Source organism: Coleofasciculus sp. E2-BRE-01 (genome assembly GCF_040221695.1).
Classification (GTDB): domain Bacteria; phylum Cyanobacteriota; class Cyanobacteriia; order Cyanobacteriales; family Coleofasciculaceae; genus Coleofasciculus.
The window spans coordinates 18483-34373 of record NZ_JAVKEA010000239.1; the positions used below are offsets into that span (position 1 = coordinate 18483).

Here is a 15891-nt window from a genome sequence, read left to right on the forward strand (position 1 = left end):
ATCATTTTGGTATATAGAGCCGAGGTTTAAATTTCATCCCGACGATAGATATAATTTTGCCTGCCAATCGGTAATCTTTGTACATTCCCAAAGAGAAGAGTTGAGGGCAAAGTATTGTTATGTCTCAAGCAAGTAATAAAAGTACATGGATCGACAAATTGGCTAGATTGGGGTATACCGCCAAAGGGATTGTGTATGCAACTGTCGGCTTATTAGCCGTACAAACCGCATTAGGCAACGGTGGGAAAACCACAGATACCAAAGGTGCTTTAGGCACAATTGCAGCCCAGCCCTTTGGTCAGTTCATGTTAGCGGTAGTCGCCTTGGGTTTGATTGGATACGTGGTTTGGCGTTTCATCCAAGCGATTCAAGACCCTGATCATACAGGCAAAAGTAATGATGCTGACGATATTGTCAGACGTATTGGTTACGGAATTAGTGGTTTGATTTATGCCAGTTTAGCCTTCAGTGCGATTCAAATCATTGTGAGTGCGACTCAGAGTGCTAGCGATGGAAGTAAAAAGCAAACGTGGACAGCCCGCCTGCTTGCCCAACCCTTTGGTCAGTGGTTAGTGGGTATAATTGGGGCAATTATTATTGGTTATGGCTTTTACCAATTTTATAAAGCTTACAAAGCTAAATTCCGCAAAAAGCTGAAGTTGTACGAGATGAGTGATACTGAGGAAACTTGGGCAACTCGTGTGGGACGATTGGGTTTAGCGGCGCGGGGTGTAGTCTTTGTGATGATTGGTTTCTTTGCGATTCAGGCAGGTCGTCAGTATGATTCGAGTGAAGTCAGAGGACTCGATGGGGCGTTAGACACACTGACTCGACAACCTTATGGAGCTTGGTTATTGGGAATTGTTGCCATTGGTTTAATTGCCTACGGAATTCACATGTTTGTCCAGGCAGAATATCGGCGGATTCGGGCGTAAACTCAATAGTATTTTAGAGTTAAGATTGTCGAAGTCATCGATGAAAATATTTTCAGGTAAGATATTTGCTAAGTAGGTTGGTGTAAATAAACTCAACCCTATTTAGTTATGTTAACAAGCCTTAAATCCTGACAAATGACAAATGACGAATGACGATGCCCACCGTTAACTTTAATTGTCCCCACCTACTTATCTGTGATTGCTTGTTTTTTTAGAGAACCATTGTCATGTACTTGATTGTCTTAGGCGCAGGACCGGAGGGGGCTAGCTTAATTGAGTTAGCCCTTAAAGATGGTCATGAGGTTGCCCTGATTGAAGAAGATGTAGAACGAGCTAGAAAGGTTCTCAAAAGCCACGATATTAATGTATTTCAAGGGGATATTGCCAAGGGTAATCTCCTGGAAGAAGCCAGCGCTGATCGGGCTGATGCCCTGATCGCCGCAACGAGTGATGATTCAGCTAATCTGATGGCGATGTTTCTGGGCAAAGAGTACGAAATCAAGACGCTGATTAGCATGGTCAATAATTCAAATCATCAGTCTCTTTTTGAACGTTTGGGAGTACAGGTTCTCACTAATCCAGAAATGATTATTGCCAAGTCTCTCTATGGGATGATGGAAGATTCTGACAATGAATAAAAGTTAAACCATGGGGAAGTTTCAGACTGATCCGTTAGACCGATATGGTAAAAAATTCCAATTAGCCCCACTCCGCAACTCAAACCTTAGTCGGGGCGGGTTGAGTCAAATTTGGGTGAGGTAAGAAACGATAATAGTGAAACCCACATCTACACAAAATCATACCCTTGAGCCTAGGGTTTGGTCAAAACTTAAACCTATTTTCAAATTATAGTGAATCGACATATCAAAACAATCTTACGTGACCTGGGTTTATTTCTTTATGTTCCAGGAGCTATGGCATTAGTGTCTATACCTATCGCCATTTTGTTGGGTGAATATTATGCAATATTGCCCTTCTTCGGGACAGCATTAGCGTCATTAGCGGCAGGACAAGGGCTTTATCGTCTGTTTCGCCATGCAGAAGCCTCACGTCTACCTCATGCGTTGGTGGCTGTTGCCCTCAGTTGGGGGCTAATTCCCTTTTTTGGTGCGATCCCATTGGTCTTAATTGCGTCTCATTTAGCCAATGTTACTCTTCCTTCCATGACTATGCTTAATTTTCAGGAACCTTGGAATGCTTTATTTGAAGCGTTTTCCGGGTTTACGAGTACAGGACTAAGCATGGCGCTGCGCTCAAGTGATTTGCCGCGTAGTATCCAGTGGTGGCGTTCCTTTATGGAATGGATTGGTGGCGTGGGTGTGATTGTGCTGATGGTTTCAGTCTTAGAACCCAGTACTGATGCTTATCAACTTTACTATGCTGAAGGACGCCAGAAGCGAATTGGTTTAACGATTACAGAAACAGTACGTCAAATTTGGTGGATTTATCTTCTCTACACGGTGGTAAGTGTCGTCTGGTTGCGCTTAGTCGGAATGCCATGGTGGGATGCGCTGAATCATGGCATGACTGGAATTTCAACGGGGGGGTTTGCCATAACTGATAATAGTATTGGTTCCTATAGTCCCCAAATCCAGTTAGCCGTCATCCCGATTATGATTGCGGGGGCGATTAGTTTTCCCATTCACTATCAATTGCTTCGCCAGCGAAAGCTATCAGCATTATGGCAGGATACTCAACATCGGGCGCTGTGGATATTGCTAGCTGGGGGTGTCGTGATCCTGGTTCTCGAAGACTATTGGTTTAGAGGTCAAATTCGGTGGATTGATAGTATATTCCAGTGGGCTTCAGCCTTCGGAACTTGTGGTTTTAGTACGACAAACTTGCGATTGTGGAGTCCCACCACTAAACTCTTATTAACCTTTGGCATGATTTGCGGTGGCGCTTCCGGTTCTACAGTGGGTGGGTTGAAACTGACTCGTGTCGTATCCCTGTTCAAAGGGATTCTGTGGCGCTTTCAACGCATTACACTAAAACCCCATCAGATGATGCGCTATAAACTAGATGGCAAAGTCATTAAGGAAAATGAAGCGAATCGTCGGATTGAGTCGGCGGCTGTTCTGGCAATACTTTGGGTCAGTTCAATTGCCCTGGGTGTTGTGGTTTTACTTCATATCGTCACACCCCAATATAATTTAAGTGACATTATCTTTGAAGCCGCCTCTGCCCTGGGAAGTGTCGGTTTGTCTACAGGCATTACCCATCCTAATTTACCGTGGCTAGGTAAGTTGACGTTGATTTTATTCATGTGGATGGGACGCTTGGAGATTATTCCCGTACTGCTTTTGCTATCTTGGCCCCTAGGTGGCGTAGGCAAGATGATTGGCAGGAAAATCCGTCGGATGTAACCAGACTTACGCAAGTATACAATCGTAGGGGCAATTCGTAAATTGCCCCTACAGGTAGCTTTATGTAGCTTTATATGGAAATTTAAACAGACAGATCAGTCAATTTTTTTCTTGACATCCTCTTTTACATTTTCCACCGAATGTCGTACTTGAGCTTCAGTTTGTTTAGCTTTACCTTCTGCCTTGTCTTCTGGATCGCCCGTAATTTCTCCGATGGCTTCCTGGGCTTTCCCTTCAATATTCTTAGCTGTGGCTTTCATTCGATCTTCAGTACTCATAGTGATATATTTAATTAACTTCTACACCATAAATTATATCGAATCCGGTATACTTATACGTCTAGCGGAAGACGTACTCCTTTAGAAATAGGCATTATTATAGATAGCGATAGTTTAGGCTAGCTATTATAATAAAATAAACCACCAGCTTAACCCTAAACAGCGGCATTATTTTTTTACATTGCCCTAGCCTAATCAAAACTCTTAAGACAGTAATTAATAGTCATGACTCGTTCAGCGTGCCTGATTTTTAATCCTGTTGCGGGTCAAAGTGACCCCGACAAAGATTTAAATAAAATCGTTAATATTTTGGAGCCAGAAATTGAACTCGATGTTCAATGCACCACGCCAGAAAAGGATGCGGCTCAACTGACGAAAACTGCCGTTGAGCGAGGTATTCAGACTATCATTGCGTCTGGAGGAGATGGGACGCTGTCGGCGGCGGCTGGCGCACTGGTGAAAACAGGTATTCCTTTGGGTATTATTCCCCGGGGAACGGCTAACGCTATTGCCTCCGCTTTGGGAATTCATGACACGATTAAAGCAGCGTGTCAAACGATTTTAGACGGAAAAACTAAGAAAATTGATGTGGGTCGATGTAATGGCAAGCCGATGGTACTGCTAGCCGGAATTGGCTTTGAAGCTAAAACCGTTGAAGAGGCAGATCGAGAGCTAAAAAATAATTTTGGTATGCTGGCTTATGTCGTATCAGGACTACAAAAGCTCGGTGAATTGGAACCCTTTGAGGCAAAGATTGAGACCGACGAGAATACTGTTACCATTAGCGCAACGGCAGTAACGGTAGCTAATGCCGCACCGCCGACATCAATTTTGGCTCAAGGACCGGCTGGTATTGTTTATGATGATGGACTTCTGGATTTAACCGTCGTCACTCCCAAAGATCAAACTAATGCAATTGTCGCCTCTTATGAACTTTTACAATCGGCGATTTTTGGGGAAAGTGCAGACCATGAGGATGTTAAGTATATCCGAACTCGCTACGTTAAAGTGACCACAAAACCTGCCCAAAAAATTGTCTTGGATGGAGAAATTATTGGCGAAACTCCAATTCATGTGGAATGTATTCCTGGAGGCTTAACCGTCTTCGTGCCGATGCAGCAATACTAAAAAAGAGACGTGCCACGGCACGTCTCTACAAAGGGGCGGTATTAAGCGTATTTTTCTTCATGTTTGACAATAACCCAAACCGCGTGAATGGAACCCGGAAGCAAACCCAGTAAAGTTAACAAAATGTTAATTAAAAAGGCTGAACTAATTCCTGTGGTCAGAAAAACGCCCACAGGTGGGAGCAGGATTCCCAAAACTATTCGGAGTAATTTCATAAGGATTAATAAATTCAGTTTGTCGGTTACTCTATAAAGATTAACGGCTAAACTCGGTTGTTAACCTCCATCTGGAGAATGATGTTGTCGTAATTGTGGCGTGGGCAAGGTGAATCAACTCCTTTGTATCACTTGGGTAGGTTGGGTTGAACGACATGAAACCCAACATGACTAAAGCTAGCTTGTGTGGAGTCCGTCCCTCGACCCAACCTACCTCAATTGATCCAGCTAATCTAACAGATGGCAAAATCTATCTCTGTAGAGATGACAATCAGACCCATAGAGATGGATAGTAAGAGTAATATCGTTTTTTCAGATATTTGAACATTACAAGTGAGGAAAAATTTATGAAGGCATTCTTTTTGACCTTGTTAGCTACAGCCTTGAGTTTATTGGTTGTTGATCTAATTGTTCCAGGTGTTGACCTAGCCACGTTTATAGCGGCTTTATTAGGGGCTGCATCCATTGGCGTGGTGAACTCATTTATTAAGCCAATTCTGTCTGTGCTATCTCTCCCATTGAATATCGTGACACTCGGATTATTTTCTTTGGTGGTCAATGGATTGTGTTTTTGGTTAGCTGCTGTAGCTGTACCTGGATTTGCCGTTCAGGGCTTACCCGCCTTTATTTTAGGTCCGATTGTCCTATCTCTGGTTAATACCTTCTTGAGTAACTACTTTGCTCAACGAGAACCTGAACTTGAGATGGAATAAGGACAGCGCTGTATTGCTGGAAATCGCTAGGATTGTCAGAGTACCTCTTTGAGAGGATGATAGGTTAGCGCTATATTTAAGGGCAATACGGTTGTGATAGAATAACTCATTCCCACTTGATCTCAAGCTGTGAGTATAAATACACAGAGATTGACTCACGTCTACAAGCGTGAAAACTAGGATTCGGTTAAGCGAACTAGACACAACGTCTTCTTTTATCCTAAATTGGGGATGGGTGTTCACCCTTATTTATCAATAATGTATTTTAAATCGGTTTTGACGATAACCTGTGGAGGAAAGCTATGACAGTCGTAGAACGAGTACAGGAGATGTTTGACTATCTGTGGGGAGGCGTCAAGCGAATTTTCGGCGCTAATGATGATGAATATCCAGAGACAGGTGTTCAACCCTTTGAGGGCGATCGCCCCAAGGAACGGCAATAAATTAGGTGTGATTTAGCCATCCTATTTAAGTTGGGAAATGCTAGATGCTCAGATCCCTTGCTCAGATCCCCGACTTCTTCAAGAAGTCGGGGATCTTGTCCTCATTCGGTTATCGGTGAGCTAGGGCGGGTTTTGTTGTTCCGTTAGTGGTGGGGAGGACGGGTTTTGTTGTTCCTTTATCGGTGAGGAGGGCGGGTTTTGTTGTTCCTTTATCGGTGAATATCTGAATTTAGTCCCTAAACCTGCCCCTACAATTGTGTCAAACCTAGCCCCTATCGTGTCTAAAGGGAAACCAGACAATGGATTTACCCTAACTTTAGTTACTGAACTGACGCTCTAGACAGCCTACCCAAAATTTCACTTTTTAATACATCCTGCTGTTGATTGCTTTGAACAATCACAGCGACTTGATTATTGAATATCTCCATATATCGGCGATCGCGTTCATTAAAACTTGTCTTGAAATAATCAGGAACATCAAGAGAATCAGCAGGATTATCCTCCGAAACAGTTCCCGGTTTGCGCTTGTTGAGTAACTGCGTCACCCCCAATAACTCCCCATCGCGACTTAAAACAGGCATACAGAGTAAACTATAGGTACGATATCCGGTTGCTAGATCCATTTGTTTGGCGTGTAATGCGCCATCATGGTCATACAAGTCATAGGGAATCATCATTAGCTTACTAGATGCTGCCACTTGACCCGCAAACCCCATACCAATTTCACAGCGAATTTCGCCAACACCAGGAAGTTCAGTCCATAAATCACCCCGTTGGCGATCAACTAGCCACAGGATACTGCGATCAGCATTGGTCAACGTTTGCGCCGCATCCATGACTTTTTGCAGAATTTCCTGAGATGTCCAATTCCCTTGACTAATCGAACTAATCGCTAACCATAACGCATCGATCGCTTGTCGCCCCTGAATAATCCGCATTTCTCGATAAAAGGATTGTACACCTTCAAGAATCGGCAGAATTGAAGGGACAGATTGAGCCAGTTGCTTTTCATCGTCTTTCCTAAACCCTTGAGGGTCAATGCGTTCAGATAATGGTGCGCCGCGATCGCTAGTAGGTTTGAGTTTGTTAATTAATTCAATCAGTGCTACCACAGTCTGCTGCGAATTGACGATAGGATAGACTAAATGACTGTGAATCAGATAATCCTTAAACTGAGGGGTAGCGGTTTGAATTAACGTCGAGAGGCTAGGATGCGTCTGACTAATTCGATGTCGCATTGGTTTAGAGATAGAGGCTAACTCGCTTCCATCAGCAGCAAGCTGAACTTCTCTTAATTTCCCCGTTTCATTGTCAAGAATTAATGACCAAAACGCTTGGTTTTCGCTATTCAAGACAAAAATCGTCGTCTGTTCAGTATCCAGTGTCTTGGTCACTGATTTGGCAATAAAACTTAGCATGTTATGCATCACCTCATCGCTATGGTTGCCCACGGCTTGATTAAGCATCACCAGGGTATTGTGAACCCCTTCTTTGGGTTGAATTTGGGTAAACTGCTTTAAGGTTTCATGAGTCTTTGCATATTGCAAAATCACACCCACTCGCTCATTAAACACTTGCATGGACTGACAGTCATGCTCATCAAAACTGGCTTGAAATTGTTCAGGCGGTTGGGGCCAATGTTCAGGTTTATAGGACGGGAAATTTCCGGGTTTACGTTTATTAACCAATTGCGTCACGCCAATTAATTCACCATCGGCGTTAAAGACAGGCATACAGAGCAAACTACAGGTGCGATAACCTGTGGTGTGGTCAAATTTTCGAGAATTGGTTGCATCAGGATGATCGTAGAGGTCAAAGGGAATATTCAGGGGTTGAGCTGTTTTAGCCACCTTACCCACAAATCCCACACCGACAGGGACTCGCATTTGGGTTAAGGAACCATCAGCTTGGAGAATTTTCGTCCACAAATCATGGCGCTCGCGATCCAAAAGCCATAAGGTACTGCGGTCAGCATTCATCAGTTTCTTCGCCGCATCCATGACTCGTGGCAGGATTTCTTGAATGTCTAAACTACTTTTATCTAGAGAACGAGTGGCTTCGGCTAAAGCAGCGGTTGCTCGCAGTTTCTTTGTGGCACGATAACAGGATTGGCAGCTTTCCAGAATTCGGCGAATTGCCGGAACAAATTCGGCTAGTTGCTTTTGATCCCGTTGACTAAAGCCGTGGCGATTGATTAACCAATGTCCTTGATTATCGGAGTTTTTGGGTCGCTTTAATTTGTTGAGTAATTGAATGACAGCAATAACTTGCTGATTTTCATGGCTAATTGGTAAAGCCAAGACATTATAGGTATAGTAATTGTATTTTTCGTCATATTCTTGAACCAATTCAGACCGCGCATCTTGGTAAACATTCGAGCGAATATTAATGGGTTTTCGAGTTTTTGCCACTTGACCCGCAATTCCTTCCCCTAATCGTACCTGAATATCCAGAAATTCACTCCCTTCATTTTCAGCCACGACTGACCAAAGTTCAGTTTTGTCTTCATTGAGTAAAAAGATAGTCGCGCGATCGGCGCTGAGTAAATCACCAATGCGTAAGGTTACGTCTCGCAACACCTCATACAGCGCCTGCGCCGAATCTCTACCATCAGCAACACAAGCTAGTTGAGAGACTAACAGTTTTCGCTCCAGTTCAGCGAGGGTTTTCTGAAATTGTGAATGCTGAGGTTCAGGTTCTAATGCTGCTAGATGTTTTTTGACCCAACTGGCGTTAAAAACTGACCGATAAATGCGATTGTGAACCTTTAAAATACTCCCTTGTTTGACCACTAATCCCGACAATCGCAGTTCCATTTGTTCGGGACTATCATCATCAATAATTTCTCCGTATTGATTCGGGGAAGTGCCAAAGTCTGATATCCCATTAATGGCATAGGAATGAGACGAAGATAGGATTTTTTGGTAAAGTTTTAACAGGGAACGACTGCGTTGTTCATTTCGGAGTAAGCGATCGCGAATGGTGCGTAAATGTTCGGGTTCATCGTGGCTTTCCCAGTTTTCCAAAATGCGCGATCGCACCAGTTGCTCAACCCAGTGAGATTCTTGTCCCAAGGGCGGTGCATCCTCGGCTTCGACGATTAGCTTGCAGAGTTTCTGGGTGAGGAATGGCTGTCCCTGTGTCCAACTGAGTACCGCTTTCATCAGTTCCTGGGAATTGGCGGATTTGACGGTTAACCCTTTAGTAATCGGTTCCGCTTCGTTTAAACGGAAACCCGTCAATTCAATTGCTTCTCCACAGTTGAACGGAAGGCTATAGGCTTGGGAACGAATTAAATCCGTTGGCGACGCCACGCCTAAAATCGCAAATGTGAGGCGGTTATATTCTGGTTGATCGGCGCGATTATTATGACAAGCGCGAATTAAACCAAAAAAGTCATTCACGGAAAAAGGCAAGCGCAGAACACTATCGACTTCATCAACAAAGATAATTAATTTTTTTGCCAAAAGCGATTCATGTTTGAGAAGAACCTCTTTAATAAATCGCACTAATCCCTGGGTACTGGACAGGGTTTCATATTTGCACCACCAGCTATCAAAATCGCCAATTTTCTCCAGGAGATGAAAACTATCAGCTAGGGTATAGGTAATACTGCCGTAAAATTCACTCGGCGTAATATCGGGACTAATAATTTCAGTTAAATCAATTGCCGCACAAGCAATTCCTTCCGACTGGAGTCGCGTCATGGTTTGCACGCGCAAGCTTGATTTGCCCATCTGTCGGGAATTCAGGACATAACAAAAGAGTCCCGCTTTTAAGGCTGTATAGAGAGCGCGATCGGCTTTTCGCCAAACATAGGTGGGAGCATCAGCTGGGAGACTCCCACCGACTTTATATTCGTACATGGTCTACTGAATAAGTCTTGTTGTGGGGGTAGGATGCAGGGGAAGCATGTTCCAGACGTAGCCTGCTACGTCTGGAAGCAGGGGAAGCAAACTGCGAGTATTCTTTGGTAAATCCTCGATAAATCCATAATAACTTTGTTGAAGCATGGTTTTCCAAGTGATTTGTTTGTCTCGGCATCCTGCTCCTGTACCCAATAAAGACAGTACAATCGTTTTATATCCCTAGTGATTGGCTGTTAATAGTTTTGAGGGCTTCAGGATGAGTCACTAAATAATCCTTGAGCCAGTCATAACCTCTGGCTAACAATTCCTCTAATCCTTCAACCCGCCACAGGCGAACGATGCCATCATATCCAGCCGTAGCAATACGTTTTCCACTTTCACAAAAACTCACAGTTCTGATTGCTCCTTGATGATCCTGAAATTCGGCTAGTAATTGTCCGGAAATTGTCCAAAGTTTTGCTTTGCCGTCTGCACCTGCTGTGGCAATAATCTGCCCGTCAGGACTACAACTGATACTGGTAGCTTCTCCCTGATGTGCCTTCCATTCCCCTAAATTATCTCCGGATAAATCCCACCAACAAACAGTACCATCTATTCCTGCGGTAGCGATGCGTTGACCATCTGGGTGAAAACTTATACTCTTGAGTTCACCGCGATTCGTGTTCCATTGAGTTAGCACATTTCCACTCACATCCCAGAGACTGATAATACCATCGGTTCCGATTGTAGCAATGCATTTTGTGGGTAAGCTTTGCCAACCCGGGCTACAAGTAACACTGTTGATTCTAGCAGAATCTTGAAACTCATAACAGAAAATGACGTTATAATCAACACCCTCTAGGTTTTTGATCTGCCACTGTGCATTATCAGGATTTGAAGATAAAATAGAATTGAACAACTGGGTATTAATTGGCTGCGATATAACTCGCCACAGTCGCACCTTCCCATCGGCTCCGGCGGCGACAAGATAGTGCATTCCTGGGCTAAAACTGGCATGTCTAATCCAACCTCGAGGGTTATCAAGTTGAGCCAATTGTTGTCCGGCTAAATTCCAGAGGCTGATGTTGCCGTTTTCTCCGGCTGTTAAAAGATGGGCTTGGCTGGGTGCAAAAGTAACAACATAGATTTTACTTTGATGCGTATTCCATCGCGCCAAAAATTTGGCGGAAATATCCCAGAGTTGAACTTCACCATGTACACTTGTGGTGGCTAAACGTTGACTATCTGGACTAAAACATAGACCGACAACTGTACCCACATTCTCATTTAATTGAGCAAATAATTGTCCAGATAAATTCCACACTCTACCCATACCACCTGACACCGTAGCCAAATGTTGACCATCTGGACTAAAACAGATACTTTTCACTGAGTTTTGATGGCGATTTAGGAAAACTATATGCTGCTCATAATTTTGATTATTCTTGAGGAGAGTCACCTGCAGTTTCGACAAATTCCAGATTTGTACTGTGCCATCCTGATGTGCCGTAGCCATAAATTTTCCATCAGGATTAAAGCTTATACTTAAAATCGGACTTCGAGGACTTTTAAAGTGATAAATTTGCTCTCCTGATAACTTCAAAAGGATTACACAGCCACCCCATTTGCAGGTTCCAACTGTGGCAATATGCTGTCCGTTGGGGCTAAAACGTGCTGCCCAAATTGTGCCGTCATGATTTTTAAATTGATCCAGTTGTTCTCCGGATAAATTCCACAGCTTTGCTGTGCCATCTCGTCCGACGGTGATGAGTTGCGACTTTATAGCTGTGGTTTCAACCGCCCAGTTAACGGTAAGAGATTGGTTAAGGTTGGGAAGGCTGGGGAATGGGGCGCAAATTCATACAGGGCTTGGGTTTGCGGCTAGTTCAAGGATGGAGTAAATGCTTGCAAAATCGATTGGCAGCCATTATGATTTAAGGGTTCTGCGCGATCGCCGTGTGATTACCTTTGATGCTGTAACAGCATCGTTATTATGGTTAATTAACCGGACTTTATATGACAGATGAGGGCGAGTCGATAAAATTAATCGGCTTCCTCATTTAAGCTAATCCAGCGACTCGCCCCTACACCCCACATTCTACATTCTACAAGGTATAATTATTTCGAGCATTTTTTCAAGAACTGCTTAATATTCAACATGTCCGCCTCTTCTAGCTCATAAACAGCCACGACAACTTCACTGATACTCTGATTCTTTGTCGATAAATCCTGAATTGTTTGTAGTAAAATAACCTCCCAAGCAACTTGTTTGGAACACCCACCCGTGCCCGTACCCAGTAAAGGGAAGGCAATACTTTTAAATCCATACTGATTCGCTTGATTCAGACAAGTATGCACCACTTGCCGCAGGATAGTGCTAGAGGGCAATATCTCATTGTGCCAATCGATAACAGCAGCATGAAATATTTTCTTTGCCTGAAGCTTCCCGGCTGTCGTGATCGCAATAGTTCCCAACGGACAAGGACTTAATTTTTGGGCTTCATGGTAAATTTCATTGCCACCTACCTGACTAATGCGCCAAGATAAAGCTCCGTTCATTTTCAAGTTAGTATCATCAGAACTAACCATAACATCAGTGACAAGATTCGTCATATCTCCGTGATAGACTCGCACGAATGTATGATTAACAGTAAACTCACCCAAAAATTTGGCTTGTGGACTATCAGAAATTTGAGTAACTAACCGTTGTGGCGTTTTTTCAGTTTGATTCAATTCGACTGCACTTGAATCAACTCGGTTTTGCCAGGCTTCTAGCTGTCTAAGGGCTTCAGGATAAGTAACCCAGTAATCCTCAAGCCAATCACACCCTCTGGCTAACAATTCCTCTAATCCTTCCACCCGCCATAACTGAACTGTACCATCATCGCCAGCCGTAGCAATACCTTTTCCACTTCCGCAAAAACTTACCGTTCTGATTGCGCCTTGATGACCCTTAAATTCGGCTAAACGTTGTCCGTAAATTGTCCACAGTTTAGCAATACCCTCTCTTCCGGCTGTGGCAATAATTTGTCCGTCAGGACTACAACTGATACTGGTAACTTCTCCCTGATGCGCCTTCCATTCTCCTAACTGACGTCCCGATAAATCCCAAAAACACACAGTACCATCGACTCCGGCTGTGACAATTCGTTGACCATCAGGGTGAAAGCTTATACTCTTAAGTTCACCGTGATTCGTATTCCATTGAGTTAGCACATTTCCGCTCAAACCCCAAATACACACCATACCGTCTGCCGCGGCGGTAGCAATGCGTTCTGTCTTAGCGCTTTGCCAATCAGGACTGCAACTTACACCATTAACCCAATTTGAATACTGAAACTCGTACCAGAAGGTAGTTTGATAGTCACAGTGACCAAGTTCTTCATCAGCTAGATTTTTAATTTGCCACCGCAGGGCATTGCCATCGGATAAAGAGAGAATAGATTTCTGGTCAGAGTTTGATAGCTGCCATGTAACTCGCCACAATCGTACCTTACCATCCGCTCCTGCTGTGACAATATAATGCATTCCTGGGCTAAAACTGGCATTTCTTATCCAAGCTTGAGGATCATCTAATTGAGCCAACTGCTTCCCTTTAAGGTTCCAAAGACCAATTTTACAGTTAGATGCCACCGTAAAAATATGCTTTTGGCTAGGGGTAAAACGGACAAGATAGACTGTCCCGTGTCCGGTATTCCATCCAGTTAGATGCTTTGCAGATAAATCCCAGAATCGCAGATTACCATCTACACCAGCCGTCGCTAAACGCTGACTATCTGGACTAAAACTTAAACCTAAGACTGCACCCACATTCTCATTTAATTGAGCCAGTAATTTTCCGGATAAATTCCACACTCTAGCGATTCCACCGGACACCGTAGCCAAACGTTGACCATCCGGGCTAAAACAAATACTTCTGACTGATTTTTGATGGCGATTGAGGAGAGTTATCTGTTGCCCATCATTTTGATTACGAGTGAGAATAGTTATCTGTTGTTTCGACAAATTCCAGAGTTGTACCGTGCCATCATGATGCGCCGTAGCCATAAACTTGCCATCGGGACTAAACTGTAGACTTAAAATTGGACGACTCGGACTCTTAACATAATTAATTGACTCTCCTGACCGATTCCAGAATATGACCAACCCATCCCATTTTGAGGTTCCAGCGGTGGCAATATACTGTCCATTGGCACTAAACTGTGCAGCCCAAATTGTACCGCCTCGACTTTTTAATTGAGCCAGTTGTTCCCCAGATAAGTTCCACAATTTTGCTGTACCATCTCGTCCAACGGTGAGAATTTGCGAGTCATCCGGACTGATACGCACTGTTGAAATAGAGCCTTGATGACCAGAAACTTGGGTAATTTGTTGACCGGAAATGTGCCAAACTTTGGCAAAACCATCTCGCCCTGCTGTAGCGATAAACTGACCATTGGCACTAAAACTAACATCATAAATAATACCCTGATGTCCTTGCCATTCCCTTAGCCGTTGTCCGAATCGATTCCAGAGTTTAACGGTACCATCTCCTCCAGCCGTCACCAGGCATTCACCATCGGGGCTAAAGCATACATCTTGAACCATACCCTGACCCGTGCTAAATCGGTTTCGTTCGTAGATATTTTGTAAAATTTTTTGTAAGGCAAATACAGCACTAAGGTAGGGGAAGTCAGATAATAGCCGAGAATTTGGTATTTTTCCTTTTAAGGTATACCCCGCTTGAAGGGCTAAGCTTAATGCCTCAATTTGTTTATATTTAAACTGCTGTAGAGCATCTTTAGCCATCTGCTCAATTTGCTCAAGTTCTGCCACAGACTTTGGCACTGTTGCTGGTGTTGTCTCTGGTACTATACCCGCTTCCGCGAAGAGTTCATCTAACCACTTTTGGTTAAAAACAGCCTGATAAATCCGGTTAGCAACCTTTAATTTACCCTGCTGTTTCACCACTAACCCAGACAGCCGTAATTCCATCTGTTCTGGGGTGTCCTTGGCTTTGACTTCTCCTTGGTGTAAAATCTGTTGATAGAGGAGCAGTAAGGGTTTCTGACGCTGACTCCACTTGATGCGATCGCGGATTGTTCTTAAATGCTCCGGTTCATCACCGACTTCCCAGTTTTCGATGATATTTTCCCGTACTAACGCCTCAATCCCGTTCGCGGATTTAAAAGTATCAGATTCTGACTCTTGTACAATTAATTTACACAGCTTTTGCGTCAAAAATGGCTGACCCCCTGTCCACTCCAGTACCTCGGCAATTACCTGCATAGGATGGCTGACAATTGGCTCTAATCCTTGCACCAATGGGTTAACTTCATCCAAGTGAAACCCGGTTAATTCGATAGCTGTGCCAATATTAAAGGGGGTACTTAGAGTTCGGTCGGCGATTAAATCAGATGGAGTAGCGACTCCCAACAGGCAAAAGGTGAGGCGTTGATAGTCGGGGTTATCCACCCGCTGGTTATAGCAAGCTCGTATAAAGGCAAAAAAGTCATCCCGGAAGGGGATTTTTATGATACTATCGATTTCATCGATAAAAATGACAATGTTTTGGGATAACTCGATTAACAGTACATCGTCGATAAATTCACTCAACCGTTGTACTGGGGATAAAACTTCGCGATCGCGCCACCAGTTGCTAAAGTTAATCTTCCTCGAAAGACGAAACCCGCGCAACAACTCAGACACCAATCCGCCATACCATTCTTCTGGCGTCACATGGCTACCAATGCGAGTCATATCAATCGCGGCACATTTTACACCTTGGGCTTTTAGCTTCTTCGTCATCTGCACCCGCAAGCTGGATTTACCCATTTGCCGGGAGTTGAGAACGTAGCAAAATTCTCCGTTAATTAATCCCTGATACAATTGAGCATCCGCCTGTCGCACCACATAGGTTGGATGTTGATACTCTAGACTTCCACCGACTTTGTAATAGTTTATATCTGGCATACCCTTGACGAAT

At 43.8% G+C, this 15891-nt stretch carries 12 protein-coding genes; 7 read left to right on the forward strand and 5 right to left on the reverse strand.

All coding sequences use genetic code 11. The features are described 5' to 3' along the window. Positions 1-158 precede the first annotated feature (158 nt). The 3 genes from RIG66_RS32680 (at position 159) to RIG66_RS32690 (ending at position 3301) form a co-directional block, all read left to right on the forward strand. On the forward strand, positions 159-935 hold the full coding sequence (locus RIG66_RS32680; RefSeq protein ID WP_446384103.1) for a DUF1206 domain-containing protein: 777 nt from the start codon (positions 159-161) through the stop codon (positions 933-935). A gap of 227 nt (positions 936-1162) precedes the next feature. Continuing rightward, positions 1163-1573 carry a potassium channel family protein gene (locus RIG66_RS32685; RefSeq protein WP_446384105.1) on the forward strand — a complete coding sequence of 137 codons (411 nt, stop codon included), beginning with the start codon at positions 1163-1165 and terminating at the stop codon, positions 1571-1573. A gap of 276 nt (positions 1574-1849) precedes the next feature. Next, positions 1850-3301, forward strand: coding sequence for a TrkH family potassium uptake protein (locus tag RIG66_RS32690; protein ID WP_446343142.1), 1452 nt, complete (start codon positions 1850-1852; stop codon positions 3299-3301). A gap of 95 nt (positions 3302-3396) precedes the next feature. Here RIG66_RS32690 and RIG66_RS32695 read toward each other — a convergent pair whose 3' ends face one another. Next, positions 3397-3579: a CsbD family protein gene (locus tag RIG66_RS32695; protein ID WP_446343140.1), complete on the reverse strand. Its 183-nt coding sequence runs from the start codon at positions 3577-3579 to the stop codon at positions 3397-3399. Positions 3580-3804: 225 nt separating this feature from the next. Between RIG66_RS32695 and RIG66_RS32700 the strand changes: the two genes are divergently transcribed. Next, positions 3805-4707: a YegS/Rv2252/BmrU family lipid kinase gene (locus tag RIG66_RS32700; RefSeq protein WP_446384108.1), complete on the forward strand. Its 903-nt coding sequence runs from the start codon at positions 3805-3807 to the stop codon at positions 4705-4707. A gap of 41 nt (positions 4708-4748) precedes the next feature. On the opposite strand, the gene RIG66_RS32705 is transcribed toward RIG66_RS32700, so the two are convergent. After that, entirely contained in the window at positions 4749-4922 is a 174-nt protein-coding gene (locus RIG66_RS32705; protein ID WP_446343136.1) for a YqaE/Pmp3 family membrane protein, read from the reverse strand. Positions 4923-5269: 347 nt separating this feature from the next. Between RIG66_RS32705 and RIG66_RS32710 the strand changes: the two genes are divergently transcribed. Both RIG66_RS32710 and RIG66_RS32715 read left to right on the forward strand, forming a co-directional pair. Further along, positions 5270-5635 (forward strand): phage holin family protein, encoded by a 366-nt coding sequence (locus RIG66_RS32710; RefSeq protein WP_446384110.1) that lies wholly within the window; start codon positions 5270-5272, stop codon positions 5633-5635. Positions 5636-5937: 302 nt separating this feature from the next. Continuing rightward, positions 5938-6078 (forward strand): hypothetical protein, encoded by a 141-nt coding sequence (locus RIG66_RS32715; protein ID WP_446384112.1) that lies wholly within the window; start codon positions 5938-5940, stop codon positions 6076-6078. A gap of 320 nt (positions 6079-6398) precedes the next feature. On the opposite strand, the gene RIG66_RS32720 is transcribed toward RIG66_RS32715, so the two are convergent. After that, a complete protein-coding gene (locus RIG66_RS32720) occupies positions 6399-9944 on the reverse strand; it encodes a GAF domain-containing protein (protein ID WP_446384114.1) in 3546 nt (1181 codons plus the stop codon). Positions 9945-10158: 214 nt separating this feature from the next. Further along, positions 10159-11784, reverse strand: a complete 1626-nt coding sequence (locus RIG66_RS32725; protein ID WP_446384133.1) for a WD40 domain-containing protein — start codon at positions 11782-11784, stop codon at positions 10159-10161. 43 nt (positions 11785-11827) lie between these two features. On the opposite strand from RIG66_RS32725, the gene RIG66_RS32730 reads away from it, so the two are divergent. Next, on the forward strand, positions 11828-11953 hold the full coding sequence (locus RIG66_RS32730) for a hypothetical protein (protein WP_446366061.1): 126 nt from the start codon (positions 11828-11830) through the stop codon (positions 11951-11953). 91 nt (positions 11954-12044) lie between these two features. Here RIG66_RS32730 and RIG66_RS32735 read toward each other — a convergent pair whose 3' ends face one another. Then, entirely contained in the window at positions 12045-15878 is a 3834-nt protein-coding gene (locus RIG66_RS32735) for an AAA-like domain-containing protein (protein ID WP_446384116.1), read from the reverse strand. Between the last annotated feature and the right edge of the window lie 13 nt (positions 15879-15891).